Annotated in this window: 15 protein-coding genes; 8 read left to right on the top strand and 7 right to left on the bottom strand. The window is 61.5% G+C overall.

Going from position 1 to position 17,179, the window contains the following annotated elements; all coding sequences use genetic code 11:
• Positions 1 to 31: 31 nt before the first annotated feature.
• The gene (locus ACSMDR_RS11485; RefSeq protein ID WP_436468345.1) at positions 32 to 748 is read left to right on the top strand and encodes a ComF family protein; all 717 of its coding nucleotides are present in this window, start codon (positions 32 to 34) and stop codon (positions 746 to 748) included.
• Positions 749 to 926: 178 nt separating this feature from the next.
• Complete coding sequence (gene nfuA, locus ACSMDR_RS11480; RefSeq protein ID WP_005890814.1) at positions 927 to 1,505, top strand: Fe-S biogenesis protein NfuA; 579 nt, start codon at positions 927 to 929, stop codon at positions 1,503 to 1,505.
• A gap of 137 nt (positions 1,506 to 1,642) precedes the next feature.
• Here nfuA and gpsA read toward each other — a convergent pair whose 3' ends face one another.
• The 3 genes from gpsA to ACSMDR_RS11465 are packed head-to-tail and all read right to left on the bottom strand — an operon-like array spanning position 1,643 to position 3,596.
• Positions 1,643 to 2,647 (bottom strand): NAD(P)H-dependent glycerol-3-phosphate dehydrogenase, encoded by a 1,005-nt coding sequence (gene gpsA, locus ACSMDR_RS11475; protein WP_005890812.1) that lies wholly within the window; start codon positions 2,645 to 2,647, stop codon positions 1,643 to 1,645.
• A 3-nt stretch (positions 2,648 to 2,650) separates the two neighbouring features.
• Positions 2,651 to 3,121: a protein-export chaperone SecB gene (gene secB / locus ACSMDR_RS11470; protein WP_005890810.1), complete on the bottom strand. Its 471-nt coding sequence runs from the start codon at positions 3,119 to 3,121 to the stop codon at positions 2,651 to 2,653.
• Positions 3,122 to 3,164: 43 nt separating this feature from the next.
• Positions 3,165 to 3,596 carry a rhodanese-like domain-containing protein gene (locus tag ACSMDR_RS11465; RefSeq protein ID WP_005890807.1) on the bottom strand — a complete coding sequence of 144 codons (432 nt, stop codon included), beginning with the start codon at positions 3,594 to 3,596 and terminating at the stop codon, positions 3,165 to 3,167.
• 345 nt (positions 3,597 to 3,941) lie between these two features.
• On the opposite strand from ACSMDR_RS11465, the gene gpmM reads away from it, so the two are divergent.
• Positions 3,942 to 5,471: a 2,3-bisphosphoglycerate-independent phosphoglycerate mutase gene (gpmM, locus tag ACSMDR_RS11460; protein ID WP_005890805.1), complete on the top strand. Its 1,530-nt coding sequence runs from the start codon at positions 3,942 to 3,944 to the stop codon at positions 5,469 to 5,471.
• Between the two features lie 9 nt (positions 5,472 to 5,480).
• Positions 5,481 to 6,875 carry a peptidoglycan DD-metalloendopeptidase family protein gene (locus tag ACSMDR_RS11455; RefSeq protein WP_436468344.1) on the top strand — a complete coding sequence of 465 codons (1,395 nt, stop codon included), beginning with the start codon at positions 5,481 to 5,483 and terminating at the stop codon, positions 6,873 to 6,875.
• Between the two features lie 109 nt (positions 6,876 to 6,984).
• Here the strand turns inward: ACSMDR_RS11455 and ACSMDR_RS11450 are convergent, their stop codons facing one another.
• The gene (locus tag ACSMDR_RS11450; RefSeq protein WP_436468343.1) at positions 6,985 to 7,635 is read right to left on the bottom strand and encodes a Qnr family pentapeptide repeat protein; all 651 of its coding nucleotides are present in this window, start codon (positions 7,633 to 7,635) and stop codon (positions 6,985 to 6,987) included.
• Positions 7,636 to 7,722: 87 nt separating this feature from the next.
• Between ACSMDR_RS11450 and ACSMDR_RS11445 the strand changes: the two genes are divergently transcribed.
• Positions 7,723 to 8,730: a substrate-binding domain-containing protein gene (locus ACSMDR_RS11445; RefSeq protein ID WP_005890796.1), complete on the top strand. Its 1,008-nt coding sequence runs from the start codon at positions 7,723 to 7,725 to the stop codon at positions 8,728 to 8,730.
• Positions 8,731 to 8,870: 140 nt separating this feature from the next.
• On the opposite strand, the gene ACSMDR_RS11440 is transcribed toward ACSMDR_RS11445, so the two are convergent.
• From ACSMDR_RS11440 to ACSMDR_RS11430, 3 genes are read right to left on the bottom strand one after another with little or no spacing between them, the layout of a single operon-like run.
• A complete protein-coding gene (locus ACSMDR_RS11440; protein ID WP_436468342.1) occupies positions 8,871 to 9,512 on the bottom strand; it encodes a bifunctional 4-hydroxy-2-oxoglutarate aldolase/2-dehydro-3-deoxy-phosphogluconate aldolase in 642 nt (213 codons plus the stop codon).
• Positions 9,513 to 9,537: 25 nt separating this feature from the next.
• A complete protein-coding gene (gene edd, locus ACSMDR_RS11435; protein WP_436468341.1) occupies positions 9,538 to 11,334 on the bottom strand; it encodes a phosphogluconate dehydratase in 1,797 nt (598 codons plus the stop codon).
• Positions 11,331 to 11,840 (bottom strand): gluconokinase, encoded by a 510-nt coding sequence (locus ACSMDR_RS11430; protein ID WP_005890787.1) that lies wholly within the window; start codon positions 11,838 to 11,840, stop codon positions 11,331 to 11,333. The genes edd and ACSMDR_RS11430 overlap by 4 nt, the downstream gene beginning before the upstream one ends.
• Positions 11,841 to 12,085: 245 nt before the next feature.
• Between ACSMDR_RS11430 and gntU the strand changes: the two genes are divergently transcribed.
• The 3 genes from gntU to recG all read left to right on the top strand — a co-directional run bounded on the left by gntU (position 12,086) and on the right by recG (position 17,150).
• Entirely contained in the window at positions 12,086 to 13,426 is a 1,341-nt protein-coding gene (gene gntU, locus ACSMDR_RS11425) for a gluconate transporter (protein ID WP_436468340.1), read from the top strand.
• Positions 13,427 to 13,573: 147 nt separating this feature from the next.
• Positions 13,574 to 14,923: a CDP-diacylglycerol--serine O-phosphatidyltransferase gene (pssA, locus tag ACSMDR_RS11420; RefSeq protein ID WP_436468339.1), complete on the top strand. Its 1,350-nt coding sequence runs from the start codon at positions 13,574 to 13,576 to the stop codon at positions 14,921 to 14,923.
• 157 nt (positions 14,924 to 15,080) lie between these two features.
• On the top strand, positions 15,081 to 17,150 hold the full coding sequence (gene recG, locus ACSMDR_RS11415; protein ID WP_436468338.1) for an ATP-dependent DNA helicase RecG: 2,070 nt from the start codon (positions 15,081 to 15,083) through the stop codon (positions 17,148 to 17,150).
• Positions 17,151 to 17,179 lie beyond the last annotated feature (29 nt).

Here is a 17,179-nt window from a genome sequence, read left to right as displayed (position 1 = left end):
AGACTCCCTCACATCAATTCATTGGGGTCGCATGTTAAAGCGCCTGCTCGCCAAAGCAAGTCCGATCCTCGGCACCCCGGCCGACTGGCTCGGGCTCTGCCTGCTCTGTCGGCAACCCTGTGACCATGCCCCCCTGCTCTGCCACTGCTGTCGAGTCAGCCTCCGCCAGCACGTGCATCGCTGCCAACTCTGCGCCGCCCCTCTCGAAGGTATCTGGCCTCTCTGTGGCCGTTGCCAGCGCAGACCACCCCCCTGGGAGAGGCTGCAAGTGATAGGGGACTATCTGCCGCCCTACCCCTGGCTTATCCCTCGTCTGAAATATGGTGGCGACTTGCTGCTGGCCCCCCTGCTCGCCAGGCTGCTGGCGGATCATCTGACTCTGGAGGAGCCCCCCGAGGCAATCATCCCTGTGCCATTGCATTGGTGGCGCCAGTGGCGCCGTGGTTTCAATCAGGCAGAGCAGCTGGGTCTCTGTCTGAGCCGTTTGACCGGCATCCCCCTCGACCCCCAGGTCATTCACCGTATTCGGGCAACCCCTCAGCAGACTCAACTCAGTGCCGGCCAGCGCCGCCGCAATCTCAAAGGGGCCTTTCACATCAACCCCCATCCCTATCGGCATGTCGCCCTGCTCGATGACGTGGTCACCACGGGGGCGACCGCGGGCCAGCTGAGCCGGCTGCTGCATCAGAGCGGAATTGAGAGAGTCGAGGTGTGGGCCTTGTGCCGTACCCTGCCCCATTTCAAGTAGCCATGACCCGGTGAGCCAACTGGAACAGCAGCAACATCACAATGCCATAGGTCGCCTTGAGGTGTAGATCCTGCGTGCCATCTCTGTGTGTCCGGGGCTTGAACACTCGCTACCCAAGGGACGGCAACCGCGTTATCATGAATACCCTAGTCGTACACTCAGGTTTATGAGGATAGTGATGATCAGCATTTCCGACACCGCCCAGGCGCATTTCCGCAAGCTGCTGGAAAATCAGCCTGATGGCACCAATATCCGGGTGTTTGTGGTCAATCCGGGAACCCAGAACGCCGAGTGCGGCGTCTCTTACTGCCCACCGGATGCGGTGGACCCGGAAGATCAACACCTCCCCTTCAGCGGCTTTGACTGCCTGGTCGATCCGCTGAGCGCCCCTTACCTGCTTGATGCCACCATCGACTTCGTCACCGATCAGATGGGCTCCCAGCTCACCCTCAAGGCGCCGAATGCCAAGATGCGCAAGGTGGCCGATGATGCGCCCCTGATCGATCGCATCGAGTATGTGCTGACCTCCGAGGTCAATCCCATGCTGGCCGGTCACGGCGGCAAGGTAACCCTGGTCGAACTGACCGAAGACAAGCTGGCCATCTTGCAGTTCGGCGGCGGTTGCAACGGCTGCTCCATGGTCGACTACACCCTGAAAGAGGGGATCGAGAAGCAGTTGCTGGAGAAATTCCCGGGCGAGCTCAACGGCGTCAAAGATGCGACCGAGCACAGCCGTGGCGACCACTCCTACTATTGATAACGACGGCATGAATGCTCCTGTGTTCATGCCCGTGATTAAGTGAAGCGCACAACGCCCTCTGCGCCCACGATGAAAAAAACCCCGCCAAATTGGCGGGGCTTTTTACTACCGGATGATCAGGATTCAGCCAGAGATCACTCGTCGCGCTTGTCACGGCTGAGCAAGGCGATGGCAGCCTCTTTCGGATTCCGACCCTGATAGAGCACCTGGAAGATCTGCTCGCAGATGGGCATCTCGACCCCATAACGGGCCGCCAGCAGATGCACTTCCTTGGTGTTGCGATAGCCTTCCACGACCTGACCTATCTCGGCCATGGCAGTATCCACCTCTTTACCGGCCCCGAGCGCCAAACCGAAGCGGCGGTTGCGGGACTGGTTGTCGGTACAGGTCAGCACCAGATCGCCGAGCCCCGCCATCCCCATGAAGGTCTTGGCATCGGCACCCAAGGCAGCGCCCAGACGCTGCATCTCGACCAGACCCCGAGTGATGAGCGCGGTTCTGGCGTTGGCGCCAAAGCCCAGTCCGTCCGAGAGACCAGCACCGATGGCGATGACGTTCTTGACCGCCCCCCCCAGTTGCAGACCGATGAAGTCCGGATTGGTATAGACCCGGAATGAACGGCCACAGTGGAGCAGATGGGAGAGATCGTCGGCAAAATCGTCATGGGTCGAGGCGACCGAAATGGCTGTCGGCAGACCGGCGGCCAGCTCCTTGGCGAAGGTAGGGCCCGAGATCACCGCCAACGGCATGGCATCTCCCAGCACTTCCCGCGCCACATCCTGCAACAGGCGGCCGCTGTCCGGCTCCAGCCCCTTGGTGGCCCAGGCGATACGGGTATCGGGGCGCAGGAAGGGTTTGAGCTCGGTCAGCACCTGGCCAAATACATGGCTCGGCACCACCAGCAGCAACACGGGGGCGGCCTGCACAGCCTGCTCCAGATTGGCACTCAGTTGCAGCATATCTGGGAAAGGCACATCCGGCAGGAAGGCCTTGTTGCAACGATCGGCTTCCAGCACGGCGACATGAGCCGGATTATGGCCCCATAGCAGAGTCGGATGACCGTTACGGGCCAGAGAAATGGCAAGGGCGGAGCCATAGGACCCCGCCCCCAACACCGAAATCGCGATCGGGTCGGCCATTGATCAGGCTTCCGCTGTTGCCTGTTGCGCCTGAGCCTGTGCCATATGCTGGGCAAACAGGGCATCGAAGTTGACCGGAGCCAGGTTCAGCTGCGGGAAGGAACCCTTGCTGACCAGGTTGGCCACGGCTTCGCGGGCATAAGGGAACAGAATGTTCGGGCAGAATGCGGCCAGGCAGTGTGCCAGCTGTGGCTCAGGCAGGTTGCCGATGCTGAAGATACCGGCTTGCTGCACTTCACACAGGAAGGCGGTCTCGGTTTCCAGTTTGCAGGTGACGGTCAGGGTCAGTACAACCTCGTAAACACCGTCAGCCAGGACACTGGTCTTGGTGTCCATGTCCAGCTTGACGTCCGGTTGCCACTCTTTCTGGAAGATGTGCGGCGTGTTCGGCGCTTCGAAAGAGACATCCTTGGTGTAGACACGCTGGATGTGGAATTCAGGTTGTACTTCCTGGTTGTTGATTTCGTCAGCCATTCTTTTGATTCCTTTGATAAAAATGTTGGGCGCACGCCCTTAATCAGCGTTTTTTGGTCACCGGCAGATTGTCTGCACGCCATTGGGCCATGCCACCGCTGAGCACATATACCTGCTTGAAGCCGGCCTTGCTCAGCTGGCGGGCCGCGCCACCAGCGGTCATCCCCGACTCGCACACCACTATGATGGGGGCATCTTTATGCTTTTCAACCGCGCCCAGATTATTGGCCTGGATCTGGCTGGCGGGCAGGTGTTGAGCACCGGCCAGATGGCCCTTGGCATATTCGTCCTGGCTGCGGGTATCAACCACGATGGCATTCTCACGGTTGATAAGCAGTGTTGCACCGTGGTTATTCACCGTTTTTACCGGAGAGAGGCTAGCGCGCACTGTGGTGTAGATCAGGGTGCCTGCCAGACCCAACCACGCCGCCGACAACAGCGGGTTGCGGGTCGCAAAATCCAAATACTCTTGCATCTTTTACTATCCAAAGACCGAGACAAGTGGCCGAGTATACATGGGCCCCCTGTGAAGATCAGCCATCTTGGCGGCAAAGCGAGAGCGGGCTCCCATCAAGACGCCGCGCCAGGCCACCTCTCCCTCGAGGGAGCAGAATCCGGACAATGATGGGGGCATGGTGGCCATCTTCGGCAACGAGATAACCCTCGATAGACAAGCTGACAACATGCCGAAACGGCCCGGTAACAGTGAAAAACCAAGAGGGAGAGACGCTTGGGGATCAGGTGACTATTTCGGCAGATGTAGTAATATTACGCTAGTTTCGATTCCCCAGTTCATTCCTATCCGAGAGGACATAGCTTTATGTCAACAGCGAAGAAACCCCTGGTTTTGGTCATCATGGACGGTTGGGGCTACAGCACCAAGCAAGAGCACAATGCCGTTGCCGCCGCCAAGACCCCGAATCTGGACCGCCTGGCCCATGACTATACCAGCACCCTGATTTCCGGTTCCGGCCTGGATGTGGGCCTGCCCGATGGCCAGATGGGCAACTCCGAAGTGGGCCACGTCAACATTGGTGCAGGTCGCATCGTCTATCAGGAGCTGACCCGCATCTCCAAGGATATTAGCGAAGGCACCTTCTTCAACAATGTTGAACTGGGCAAGGCCGTCGACAGCGCCGTCAGCAACGGCAAAGCCGTGCACATCATGGGCCTGATGTCTCCGGGTGGCGTACATAGCCATGAAGAGCACATCATGGGCATGATCGAAATGGCTGCCAAGCGTGGCGCCGAGCAGATCTACTTCCACGCCTTCCTGGATGGCCGCGACGTACCGCCGCGTTCCGCCCAATCCTCCATCGAGCAGTTCGACGCCCTCTTTGCCCGCTTGGGCAAAGGCCGCTTCGCCTCCATGATCGGCCGTTACTTCGCCATGGACCGCGACAACCGTTGGGATCGCGTGCAGCAAGCCTATGACCTGATGACACAGGGCAAGGGCGAATTCACCGCCGACAACGCCAGCGACGCCCTGGCCGCCGCCTATGCCCGCGACGAGAACGACGAGTTCGTCAAGGCCACCCGCATTGGCGCAGCCGCTCCCATGCAAGACGGCGATGCACTGATCTTCATGAACTTCCGTGCTGACCGTGCCCGCGAAATCACCCGCGCCTTCGTCGATAGCGATTTCACCGGCTTTGCCCGCGAAGCGACCCCTGCCCTGAACTTCGTGATGCTGACCGAATACGCGGCCGACATCAAAGCCGTCTGCGCCTATCCGCCCACCGCCCTGGTCAACACCCTGGGTGAATGGCTGGCCAAGCAGGGCAAGACTCAGCTGCGCATCTCCGAAACCGAGAAGTACGCCCACGTCACCTTCTTCTTCAACGGTGGCGAAGAGGCTTGCTTCCCCGGTGAGGATCGCGAGATCGTCGCCAGCCCGAAAGTGGCCACCTATGACCTGCAGCCGGAGATGAGCTCGGAAGAGCTGACCGACAAGCTGGTCGGCGCCATCAAGAGCGGCAAGTACGATGTCATCATCTGCAACTACCCCAATGGCGACATGGTCGGCCACACCGGCGTGTTCGATGCCGCAGTCAAAGCCTGTGAAGCCGTTGACCACTGCATCGGCCGCGTCACCGAGGCCCTGGCTGAAGTCGGCGGCGAATGCCTCATTACCGCCGACCACGGCAACGCCGAGAAAATGCTGGACGAAGAGACGGGTCAGGCTCATACCGCCCACACCAACCTGCCGGTTCCACTCATCTATTTCGGCCGCAAGGCAGAAGTGGCACAAGACGGTAAATTGTCCGATCTGGCCCCGACCATGCTCACCCTCATGGGTCTGCCTGTGCCGCCGGAAATGACTGGCAAGCCCCTGATGATTCTGAAATAATCCTGCCCCATGCGGGGATGCGGATATTTTTCACTCAAAACCAGTCGCGTCTGCCTGTTGGCAGGCGCGCTGTTTTTTGCGTTTGGCCCGGCCCCAGTGTCGGCGGCCAACGAACTCGGTCAGATGCAGTCCCAGATAAAGGATCAGCGCAAGACCATCAAGCTCAGCAAGGGCGAACTCGCCAAGCTCAACAACCAGTTGAAGCAAGATGAGCAATCCATTTCCGCAGCGGCCGCCAAGCTCAACGAAACCAAGCGGCAACTGCAGCAGAATCAGCGCAAACTGGTCAAACTGCAACAGAACAAGAGTCAGTTGGAGCAAGAGGCCAAGCATCAGAAGCAACTGCTGGCCAAACAGGCCGAGAGCGCTTTCCAGGCCGGTAATCACGACTATCTCAAGCTGCTGCTCAATCAGCAGGATCCGGCCAAGATCAGCCGCTCCCTCGACTATTACGACTACCTCAACAAGGCCCGCATCGAGGCCATAGATGCCCTGCGCGCCACTCGTACCAAGCTCGCCAAGAACCAGCAAGCCACCCAGCAGACCGAACAGGCACTGCAAAGCCTGCTCGGCGAGCAACAAGAGCATCACCAGACCCTGCTCGCCAGCCAGCAGAGTCGCGCCAAGGTGCGCAACCAGCTACAGCAATCGGTTCAGAACGATGAGCTGAAGCTCGACAAACTGGTCAAGGCTGAACATGCCCTCAAAGCCAAGCTCGAAGAGCTCAGACGCAAGCGGGAAGAGCAGGAGCGTCGGGAACGGGCCGAGCGGGAACGTCTCGCCAAGCTCAAGGCCGAGCAGGAGCGCCAGCGTCGTCTGGAGGCGCAACGCCTGGCCGCCGAACAGAAAAGAATTGCAGAACAACAGCGGATCGCGGCCCAACAACGGCAAGTCGGCGAACAGCAACGGCTCGCCGCACAGCAGCAGCAAGTCGCCGCACAACAAAGCAAGGTGGCACAGCAGCAAGCCGCCGCACGCAGCAGCGCCAAGGCAAGCACTGGCGCCTACGGCGGCCTCAGCACCGGCGGCAATCTGCGCTGGCCGGTACAGGGCCCGATCCTCATCTCCTACGGCTCCCAGCGCACCGCTCAACTCAAGTGGAAAGGCACCCTGATCGGGGCCAATGAAGGCACCCAGGTCAAGGCGGTCGCACCGGGTCAGGTGGTCTACGCGGACTGGCTGGACGGCTTCGGCATGCTGCTGGTGATAGATCACGGCAAGGGCTACATGAGCCTATATGGTCATAATCAGTCGCTGCTACGCCAGACTGGCCAGAAAGTGGAGCAGGGGGAACCCGTCGCCCTGGTCGGCGACAGCGGGGGTCAGGACAGACCTGGCCTCTACTTCGAGATCCGCTACCAGGGCGAGGCGATCAACCCTAGCAAGTGGCTGGCTCGTCGCTGAGATCGATGCATCCGTACCAACAAAGAGCCCGCGACTGCGGGCTCTTTGTTGTCGGTCACTCACCAGGCAGGCCTGGGCGAAATGTTGAAAAATGACTGAATGGCGAGACTCAGGGGAACACTTGAATGCCGAGGGTCTCCAGCAGGCCCTGCTGCTGGTACTCACTGATCTGGGCTCCCTTGAGATCAACCCGGCGCAGATCCAGGCCGGGCAGGTCGCAGCCACGCAGGTCGCAGTCGGTGAGCCTGACGCTCTGCCAGTCAAATTGGCCAAACTCCCCATGGCTCAGATCCGACCCCACCAGGGAGGCGCCGCTCAGGTTCGCGTTCTGCCAGCGATTGTTGCTTAGCTCACAGCGCTCCAGCAGACAGGACTCCAGATTGGCAAAGCTGAAGTTGTTGCCGGTCAGATAAGCCTCGCAAAAGTAACTCTTGGGGGTGATCTGGTTGGCGAAGCTGGCCTGGGCCAGATTGATGCCCACCGCTTGGCAGTCGCGCATCGCCAATCCCAGGCACTGGCTACGGCTGAGATCCGCCAAGGTCAGATCGCAACGCAGAAAACTGGCCTCCCGCAGATCGCAACCCTGCAGCTGGCAGTACTGCTCCGTCTCCCTGTCGTAGAAGCGACACTCCACGAAGCGGCACTCCCGCAGATCCAGCCAGGAAAAGTTGCACCCCAGGAAGACACAGTGCTCGAATTGTTCCCCCTCTACCTCATCGGCCTCGAACCTGTGCCCCTGGAAGGTCTTGCCCTTCACCATGATTCTCTCCTTCTCACTGGCGTCATATGCTGACTTTTTTGCGCAAAAACGATAATGTTACAGGTAACATTCTCCCGGGATCCCATCATGAACGACAGCCGTAAACGCCGCCCCACCCTGCAGGACATTGCCGATCTGACCGGAGTGACCAAGATGACGGTGAGCCGCTACCTGCGCGATCCCCAGGCCGTGGCCGACGCCACCCGGGAGCGGATCGCCGCCGCCGTCGAGCGGCTCGGCTACATCCCCAACCGGGCCCCGGACATTCTCTCCAACGCCACCAGCCGTGCCATCGGCATACTGATACCCTCCCTCTCCAACCAGGTGTTCTCAGCCCTGGTGCGTGGCATAGAGTCGGTGACCCGGCCCGCAGGCTATCAGACGCTGCTGGCCCACTACGGTTACAGCCCTGAGCGGGAAGAGGAGCAGGTGGCCTCCCTGCTCTCCTACCATGTGGACGCCCTCATCCTGTCGGACAGCCTGCACACCACCCGGACCCGCAAGATGATAGCCACCGCCGGTATCCCCGTGGTGGAAACCATGGATCTGCCGGAGCAGCCCATCGATCTGGTGGTCGGCATGGATCACAGAGCCGCCGCCCGGGCCATGGTAACAGAGATGCTGAGTCGAGGGCGCCGCCGCCCCATCTACCTGGGAGCCCGGCTCGATGTGCGTACCCGGCTGCGGATGGAGGGTTATTACCAGGCCATGGCGGAGGCTAATCTGCCCGGTCGCCACCTGCTGACCGAGCGCGCCTCCAGCTTCACCCTGGGGGGTGAGCTGCTGGATCAGGTCCTGGCCGAGTACCCGGATCTCGATGGCCTTTACTGCACCAACGACGATCTCGCTGTCGGGGCCCTGTTGCGCTGCCAGGCGCTGGGCATAGCGGTGCCGGAGCGACTCGCCATCGCCGGCAGCAATGCCCTGGACATTGGCCGCGCCATGAGCCCCAGCCTGGCCAGTATCATTACTCCCCGTGAAGCCATAGGACGCGAGGCCGCCACCCTGCTGATGGCAAGGCTCGCTGGCAACCCCGTGCCCCAGACCCGGATCGATCTCGGCTTCTCCCTCTATCAAGGTGAAAGCCTGGGCTGACCCCCTTCGCCTCCTCACCCGCAGCAGGTGCCGGCCAAGCGTGGCCGTCGACAGCCAGAACAAGCGAGGCCACCCTAAGGTGGCCTCGCTTGTGGGTGCCGTCACGGACCCGGGAACATTGGCTCTTGAACAACTGCGGCTTAGCGTGTCACCAAGGCGACCGCCTCACGGGAGAGGCGGGTCACCTCTTCCCAGTTGCCACTCTTGACCGCTGCCGCTGGCAGCATCCAGGAGCCGCCGACAGTCGCGACGCATTTGAGCGCCAGATAGTCGTCCACGTTGTTCGGGCCAATGCCACCTGTGGGGCAGAAGCGGATCTGCGGCAGGGGCGCGGCGATGGCGGCGAGTGCCTTGGTGCCGCCGTTGGCTTCGGCCGGGAAGAATTTGAGATGGTCATAACCCGCTTCCAGTGCTTGCATCACCTCGGAGGCGGTGGCCACCCCCGGGATCAGCGGCACCGTGCCGCTGGCTGCATGAGCCAGCAATGCCGGTGTCATGCCCGGGGAGATGACGAAGCGGGCCCCGGCAGCCACGGCGGCATCGAATTGCGCCGGATTGAGCACTGTCCCTGCCCCCACCATGGCGTCCGGCATCTCCCTGGCTATCAGGGCGATGGCTTCCAGCGCCACCGGGGTACGCAGGGTGATCTCGAACACGGAGATACCACCTGCCAGCAGAGCCCTGGCCATGGGCAGGGCCTGTTCCAGGTCGCTGATGACCATGACAGGTACCAGCGGAGAGGCGGCAAACACCTCGGCCGGGGTCAATTTCCAGTTTTTCATCGTCTTTTCCTTATTCGACTCGTCATTACTCGAAAATGGTGGCGCCGCACTCGGCGCTCGATACGGAGCGGCGCATCACGCTGAACAGTTCACGGCCCCACCCCTCTTGTTCAAGGGTGAGATCAATCTCGGCCTGGGTCCGGCCAGTCAATTCGGTCAGGCAGTCAAGGCGGCCAGTCTCTGCATCCAGACGCAGCATATCGCCGTCCTGCAACAGGCCGATGGCGCCGCCATGCAGCGCCTCCGGCGTGACGTGGATGGCGGCCGGTATCTTGCCGGAGGCGCCGGAGAGGCGACCATCCGTGACCAGGGCCACCTTGTATCCCGCCTTCTGCAAGTTGCCGAGCACAGGCATCAACATGTGCAACTCGGGCATGCCGTTGGCGGCAGGCCCATTGTGACGCACCACTATGATGGCATCCTCATTGAGCTCACCCGCCTGATAAGCGGCAGCCACCGCATATTGGGAAGAGAAGATCCGGGCCGGTGCCTCGACCACGCGGTACTCGGGCGCCACGGCGGAGACCTTGATGACGGCGCGCCCCAGATTTCCGTCGAGCACCTTGGTGCCGCCACTGGCCTGGAACACCTGGCCGGTCGGTGACAACACGCTGGGGTCAGTGCTCTCGCCCACCGGATGCCAGGTCAACTTGCCGTCGTTCAACTGTGGCGCGGTGAGGTGATCCTGCAGGGTGCCGAAGGTGGGGGTGGCGTCCATGTTGAGCAGATCCAGCTCGGCCAGACGGCGCATCAAGCCGGGCACGGCACCCGCCTGCTGGAAGGCGTTCACGTCGGCCGGGCCATTGGGATACATGCGAACCAGCAGCGGCACCACATCGGAGAGATCGCTCAAGTCATCCCAGGTCAGCACCAGACCCGCGGCGCGAGCCAGGGCCACCATATGAATGCTGTGGTTGGAGCTGCCGCCGGAGGCGAGCAGGGCGACCAGACCATTGACCAGGGTGCGGGCATCCAGCACTTCGCTCAACGGACGGTAGGCGGGCGAACCCGGGATCAGGGCGCTGATGCGGCGAGCCGCCTCTGCGGTGAGGGCGCGGCGCAACTCGCTATGGGGATGGACGAAGGCGGAACCCGGCAGCATCAGTCCCATGGCCTCGAACACCAGCTGGTTGGTGTTGGCCGTGCCGTAGAAGGTGCAAGTACCAGGCGCATGGTAGGCGCCGCACTCCATCTCCAGCAGCGCCTCACGACCCACTTCCCCTGCGGCATACTGCTGGCGCACCTTGACCTTGTCGTCGTTGCTGATGCCGCTCGCCATGGGACCGGCGGGCACAAAGGCGGTGGGCAGGTGGGCGTGGGAGAGGGCCCCCATGATCTGGCCCGGGGCTATCTTGTCGCAGATGCCGAGCAGCAGGGTCGCATCGAAGGTATTGTGGGACAGCGACAGGGCGGTGGCCTGGGCGATGAGATCCCGGGAGAAGAGCGACATGTCCATCCCCGGCTGCCCCTGGGTCACGCCGTCGCACATGGCGGGCACGCCGCCGGCGACCTGGGCGCTGTGGCCAAGGGTCGCCAGGGTCGCCTTGATCTCGTCCGGATAATCTTTATAGGGTTGGTGGGCGCTCAACATGTCGTTGTAGGCCGTGACGATGCCGACATTGGCGCGAGTCATGTCGAGGATGCGCCCCTTCTCGTCCGTACTGCAGGCGGCCACGGCGTGGGCCAGGTTGCCGCAGGCCAGGGCGGCGCGGGTCTTGCCTTGCTCGGCCTGACGGGCGATGCGGGCCAGGAAGCGCTCACGACGGCTGGCGCTGCGCGCCTCGATCCGGGCCGTGACCTGGGTGATTACCTTATGGGTCATGCTGTTTCCTCCAGGGCGTGAACGGCGCGTGCGATCACCTGATCCAGGCTGCCGTCTATGTCGATACGATGAACTCCGACTTCCCCGTCCGGGCGCTCCAGGGTATCGAATTGGCTTTGTAACATGGACTCCCGCATGAAGTGGCCATGGCGGGCCTTCATCCGGGTCAGGATGAGATCGTAACCACCGTCGAGGAACAGGAACTTGACCGCCTGATTGCCCTCGCGGATCTGATCACGGTAGCAGCGCTTGAGGGCGGAGCAGACGATGATGCCCACTTCGTTCTTCTGCTCCAGGCTGTAAGCCGCATCGCGGATCCGCTCCAGCCAGGGGGCACGATCCTCATCGTTGAGCGGGTTGCCACCGGCCATCTTCTGGATGTTGGCTCTGGGGTGCAAGTCATCGCCATCGATGAACTTGGCTCCCAAGGCTTCGGCCACCTGGGCCCCCACGGTAGACTTGCCGCTTCCGGACACGCCCATCACGATAATGCTCTTACCCGCCATTGTTTGACCTCTATCCCATTTTTCAAAAAACGTGCTGTCGATGGGTTCTAACTTACCACGTTACCGGTAACATGTTACCGGTAACAACGAGAATTGTGAAGTCTGCCACAGACTGAGCATACCCAGAGACACCCGGACTTCTGCAGTTAAGTCCTGGCTATATACATAAATAAATCAACCACATATAGCCTGCCGATGGATCGGCAGGGTGTCGATACTGAACTTGGTATAAGGAACGCATAAGAATGTCTGACCTCTCCCTGATCATGACGGCCGCGGGATCCATCCTGCTGCTGCTCTTCCTGGTGATGAAGGCCCGCCTGCACGCGGTTGTCTCACTGATCCTGGTCTCCATGGTGGCTGGCCTCGCCGCTGGTATGAACCCGGCCGACATCGCCGCCACCATACAAAAAGGCATGGGCGGTACCCTGGGCTTCGTCGCCGTGGTGGTTGCGCTTGGCGCCATGTTTGGCAAGGTGATGGAAGTCACCGGTGCCCTGGATCGCATCGCCCATACCCTGCTCAACAAGTTCGGGGTGGACAGGGCCAACTGGGCCATCGCCCTGACTGGTTTCGTCTGTGCCCTGCCGCTGTTCTTCGATGTGGCCGTGGTGCTGCTGATCGGGGTGGCCTTTGCCATCGTCCGCCGTGGCGGCGGCAGCGTGGTGAAAATTGGTATCGCCCTGCTGGCCGGCATCGCCACCTGTCAGGCGTTCCTCATTCCGGCACCAGGTCCCATTCTGGTGGCATCGCAGCTGGGGGCCGATTTTGGCTACATGATACTGTTCGGGCTGATCGCCGCCGTGCCTGCACTGATCCTGGCCGGCCCCCTGTTCGGCAGCTTCATCAGCAAGCTGGTCGATGTGCCCTTGCCGCTGGATGCCCAAAGCAGCATTCATGATCACGGCGACAAGCTGCCCTCCTTCGGCCTCGCGATGGGTCTCATCGGCCTGCCGCTGCTGCTGATCGGCCTCAAGACCATCGTCAGCCGCTTCGTCGAGGCAGGCTCCAGCCTCCATGACTGGCTGGAGTTCATCGGCCACCCCTTCACCGCCATCATGGTCGCCTGCCTGGCCGCCTTCTATCTGTTGGGAATGCGCCGCGGCATGAGCCGAGACGAAGTGATGAACGTCTGCTCAAGCGCCCTTCAGCCCGCCGGTATCATCATCTTGGTGACCGGGGCTGGCGGTGTCTTCAAGCAGGTATTGGTGGATTCTGGCGTCGGCGCCGCCCTGGGCAACATGCTGGCCGGATCGGGTCTGCCCATCGTCGCGCTGGCCTTCATACTGGCCGCCGCAGTGCGGGTCATCCAGGGCTCAGCCACCGTCGCCATGCTGACTGCCTGCGGCCTGGTACTGCCCATGCTGGAGCCCCTGGGGCTCAACGGTGCCCAGCTCGCCGCCATCACCATCGCCATCGGTGGCGGCTCCATCGTGTTGTCCCACGTAAACGACTCCGGATTCTGGTTGGCGAACCGTTATCTGGGGCTCACCGAGAAGCAGACCTTGCAGACATGGACCTTGATGGAGACCATCATCGGCACCACGGGCGGCGTGGTTGCCATGATCATTTTCAGCCTGCTTTAAGCACAAGCATGTCAATAAAAGGCCTCCATCTTGAGGCCTTTTTCACCTTTCTGATGATTGTTGCTTTGGCTGAAGGGGTGAGATTGCTAGAATCGCCTATTCGTCGCCCCGAGTGGAACGCTTAACTCAGTGATATCAGGTTTCTCTATGCATTCATCGGCCCATTATCGACACCTGCTGGCGAACTTGCCCCAGATTGCCGTCGCCGCACAACAGTTCCAGACACTTTACAGTGCCCGGGATTTCAAGAGCCGGATCCTTTCGCTCATCCAGCACGCCCGCCAACGCATCTATCTGGTCGCCCTCTATCTGCAAGATGACGAGGCTGGCCGCGAAATCATGGCCGCCCTCTACGCTGCCAAGCAGCGCAATCCCGCCCTCGACATCAAGCTGTTCGTCGACTTTCACCGTGCCCAGCGCGGCCTGATCGGCAAAGGCAAACAGGGGGGCAACCATCTGATGTATCAGGAGATGGCTGCCCAGCATCCGCACCAGATCGAGACCTACGGCGTACCGGTCAAGGGGCGCGAGCTGCTGGGGGTACTGCATCTCAAGGGCTTCATCTTCGACGACACCCTGCTCTATTCCGGTGCCAGCCTGAACGACATCTATCTGCATCAGCAGGAGCGTTACCGCTTCGACCGCTATCACCAGATAGAGAGCACCGAACTGTGCCGCGCCATGGTCAACTACGTGGATGACCAGTTCGTCGCCAATCCTGCCGTACAGCGCCTCGACAGGACAGAGATCCCGACAGCCAAGCAGCTCAAGGGCCCCATCCGCCGCTTCAAGATGAGCCTGCGCCAGAGCCAGTACCGTTTCAATACCAGCAAGGCCGATGCCCAGCAGATCGCCATCACCCCGCTGACGGGCCTGGGCAAGCGCAACAACCTGCTCAACCGCACCATTCGCAATCTGGTGCGCGCCACCGAGCGGGAGATCTTTATCTGCACCCCCTATTTCAACCCGCCCAAGGAGCTGAACAAGGACATCGAGTCCCTGCTCAACCGGGGTTGCAAGGTGACCTTCGTGGTGGGTGACAAGACGGCCAACGACTTCTTCATCCCCCCGGGCGAGAAGTTCAGCACCATAGGCGGTCTGCCCTATCTGTATGAGACCAATTTGCGCAAGTTCGCCGAGCGCAATCAACATCACATCGATGCGGGCAGGCTGGACCTCATGCTGTGGCGCCACGAGCGCAACTCCTATCACCTCAAGGGCATCTTCGTCGACGAGGAGTGGGCCCTGCTCACCGGCAACAACCTCAATCCCCGCGCCTGGGCACTGGATCTCGAGAATGGCTTGCTGATCCAGGACAGGGATCATCAGCTGGCCGAGCAGTTTGCCGCCGAGAAGGCCAACATCCTGGCCAATACCAGCCGCATCGGCAACTTCAGCCAGGTGGAAGAGCCCAAGGATTACCCGGAGCAGGTGCGCAAGCTGCTGGCCCGGATCCACAGGGTCAAGGCACACCTGTTGTTGAAACGTATTATCTGATCCCCTGCCCATGCTGCGCCCAACACCAAAGGCCTGCCGTTTTCGGTAGGCCTTTGTCATGGCGGCTGGCCACTTGTCGCTGCAACGCGGCTTGCACCGAAACCTCAATAGCCCCTATCATCTGGACATATTTACAGTATTCGCGGGCATCTAATTGATGAAATTGGATAAAATTCCTCTCGATAGCCTGAAGGGTGTCGGTAGCAAGATGCAGGAGAAGTTCGAACGGCTCGGACTGGCCACCGTGCAGGATCTGCTGTTCCACCTGCCCCACCGCTACGAGGATCGCACTCAGGTGTGGCCTATCGGCGATCTCATGCCCGGCCTGCATGGCGCGGTCGAGGGTGAGATCCAGGATACCCAGCTGGTGATGGGTCGTCGCCGCATGCTGGTGTGTCGCATCAGCGACGGCACCGGCTCCCTCACCCTGCGCTTCTTCAATTTCACCGCAGCCCAGAAGAACAGCCTGGCCCAGGGCCGCCTCATCCGTTGCTTCGGCGAGACCCGCCCGGGCAAGTTCGGTCTGGAGATGACCCACCCCGAATACAAGCTGCTCGGCGAGGAACAGGCCGGTCAGACCGAAGAGGCGCTCACCCCCGTCTATCCCGCCACCGAGGGGCTGCGTCAACTCACCCTGCGCAATCTCACCGATCAGGCTTTGCTATTGCTGGCGCAACACGGGGTAGAAGAGCTGCTACCCGCCGGTCTCTACCCGCAGCAGACGGATCTGGCTGCCGCCCTGCAGCTGCTGCACAGGCCACCCCCCTCGGTCGCCCTGGATCAGCTCGACAGTGGTCAGCATCCGGCTCAGCGCCGTCTGGTACTCGAAGAGCTGCTGGCCCACAACCTGTCGATATTGAAAGTACGCGCCCAGGCCCAGACCCAGCGGGCCCACGCCCTGGCGCCAGCCCCCGAGCTGGTCAAGCAGCTGCTCGATGCCCTGCCCTTTAGCCCCACCGGTGCCCAGAGCCGGGTAGTGGCCGAGATAAGCCACGATCTGCAGCAAAGCCATCCCATGATGCGGCTGGTGCAAGGGGACGTGGGCTCGGGCAAGACGCTGGTTGCGGCCTTGGCGGCGCTGCAGGCCATCGGCAGCGGTTGCCAGGTAGGCTTGATGGCGCCAACCGAGCTGCTGGCCGAGCAACACGCCATCAACTTCAATCACTGGCTGGCCCCTCTGGGTATCCAGGTCGGCTGGCTGGCCGGCAAGCAGAAGGGCAAGGCAAGGGAGGCTCAGCTCGCCGCCATTGCCGATGGCAGTGTGCGCATGATTGTCGGCACCCACGCCATCTTCCAGCAGCAGGTGGTATTCGAGCGCCTCGGGCTGGTCATCATAGATGAACAGCACAGATTCGGGGTGCACCAGCGCCTCGCCCTGCGCGAAAAAGGGGAGCGGGAAGGAGTGCATCCCCACCAGCTGATCATGACCGCCACCCCGATACCCCGCACCCTGGCCATGACCGCCTATGCCGACCTCGATACCTCCATCATCGACGAGCTGCCGCCGGGTCGTACCCCGATCACCACGGTCGCCCTGCCGGACAGTCGCCGTGGCGACGTGATTGATCGGGTCAAGCTCGCCTGCGAGGAGGGCAAGCAGGCCTACTGGGTCTGCACCCTGATCGAGGAGTCCGAGGTCCTCGAATGCCAGGCCGCCGAGGATACAGCCACCGAGTTGCAGACGCTGCTGCCCGGCCTGCACATCGGTCTGGTACACGGCCGGATGCGTCCCGTCGAAAAACAGCGGGTCATGGAGGAGTTCAAGGCGGGCATATTGCAACTGCTGGTCGCCACCACCGTCATCGAGGTGGGGGTGGATGTACCCAATGCCAGCCTGATGATCATCGAGAACCCGGAGCGACTCGGGCTGGCCCAGCTTCATCAACTGCGGGGCCGGGTTGGCCGGGGATCGGTTGCCTCCCACTGCGTGCTGCTCTATCACGCCCCTCTCTCCAAGACGGCCCAGAGCCGGCTCGGGGTATTGCGGGAGACCAATGACGGCTTCCTCATCGCCCAGCGGGACCTCGAACTGCGCGGCCCCGGGGAGCTGCTAGGTACTCGCCAGACCGGACTGGCGGATCTCAAGATAGCCGATCTGGTACGCGACCAATCGCTCATTCCCCAGGTGCAGAAGCTGGCTCGCTATCTGATGGATCAGCATCCGGGCCATGTCGAACCCCTGATCCGCCGCTGGCTGGGCCTGCGGGATCACTACTCCAATGCCTGAACCCGGAGAGCCCCACACCAGGGGCTCCC

Origin of the sequence: Aeromonas molluscorum, assembly GCF_051376105.1 — a bacterium.
GTDB lineage: Bacteria > Pseudomonadota > Gammaproteobacteria > Enterobacterales > Aeromonadaceae > Aeromonas > Aeromonas molluscorum.
Note: the sequence above shows the minus strand (reverse complement) of the source record. Positions and strands in the feature narration are given on the sequence as shown.

Excerpts from the sequence above, each read along its gene's own strand:
- ACSMDR_RS11485 (WP_436468345.1), top strand. The coding sequence starts at position 32 with ATGTTAAAGCGCCTGCTCGCCAAAGCAAGTCCGATCCTCGGCACCCCG.
- nfuA (WP_005890814.1), top strand. The coding sequence starts at position 927 with ATGATCAGCATTTCCGACACCGCCCAGGCGCATTTCCGCAAGCTGCTG.
- gpsA (WP_005890812.1), bottom strand. The coding sequence starts at position 2,647 with ATGGCCGACCCGATCGCGATTTCGGTGTTGGGGGCGGGGTCCTATGGC.
- secB (WP_005890810.1), bottom strand. The coding sequence starts at position 3,121 with ATGGCTGACGAAATCAACAACCAGGAAGTACAACCTGAATTCCACATC.
- ACSMDR_RS11465 (WP_005890807.1), bottom strand. The coding sequence starts at position 3,596 with ATGCAAGAGTATTTGGATTTTGCGACCCGCAACCCGCTGTTGTCGGCG.
- gpmM (WP_005890805.1), top strand. The coding sequence starts at position 3,942 with ATGTCAACAGCGAAGAAACCCCTGGTTTTGGTCATCATGGACGGTTGG.
- ACSMDR_RS11455 (WP_436468344.1), top strand. The coding sequence starts at position 5,481 with ATGCGGGGATGCGGATATTTTTCACTCAAAACCAGTCGCGTCTGCCTG.
- ACSMDR_RS11450 (WP_436468343.1), bottom strand. The coding sequence starts at position 7,635 with ATGGTGAAGGGCAAGACCTTCCAGGGGCACAGGTTCGAGGCCGATGAG.
- ACSMDR_RS11445 (WP_005890796.1), top strand. The coding sequence starts at position 7,723 with ATGAACGACAGCCGTAAACGCCGCCCCACCCTGCAGGACATTGCCGAT.
- ACSMDR_RS11440 (WP_436468342.1), bottom strand. The coding sequence starts at position 9,512 with ATGAAAAACTGGAAATTGACCCCGGCCGAGGTGTTTGCCGCCTCTCCG.
- edd (WP_436468341.1), bottom strand. The coding sequence starts at position 11,334 with ATGACCCATAAGGTAATCACCCAGGTCACGGCCCGGATCGAGGCGCGC.
- ACSMDR_RS11430 (WP_005890787.1), bottom strand. The coding sequence starts at position 11,840 with ATGGCGGGTAAGAGCATTATCGTGATGGGCGTGTCCGGAAGCGGCAAG.
- gntU (WP_436468340.1), top strand. The coding sequence starts at position 12,086 with ATGTCTGACCTCTCCCTGATCATGACGGCCGCGGGATCCATCCTGCTG.
- pssA (WP_436468339.1), top strand. The coding sequence starts at position 13,574 with ATGCATTCATCGGCCCATTATCGACACCTGCTGGCGAACTTGCCCCAG.
- recG (WP_436468338.1), top strand. The coding sequence starts at position 15,081 with ATGAAATTGGATAAAATTCCTCTCGATAGCCTGAAGGGTGTCGGTAGC.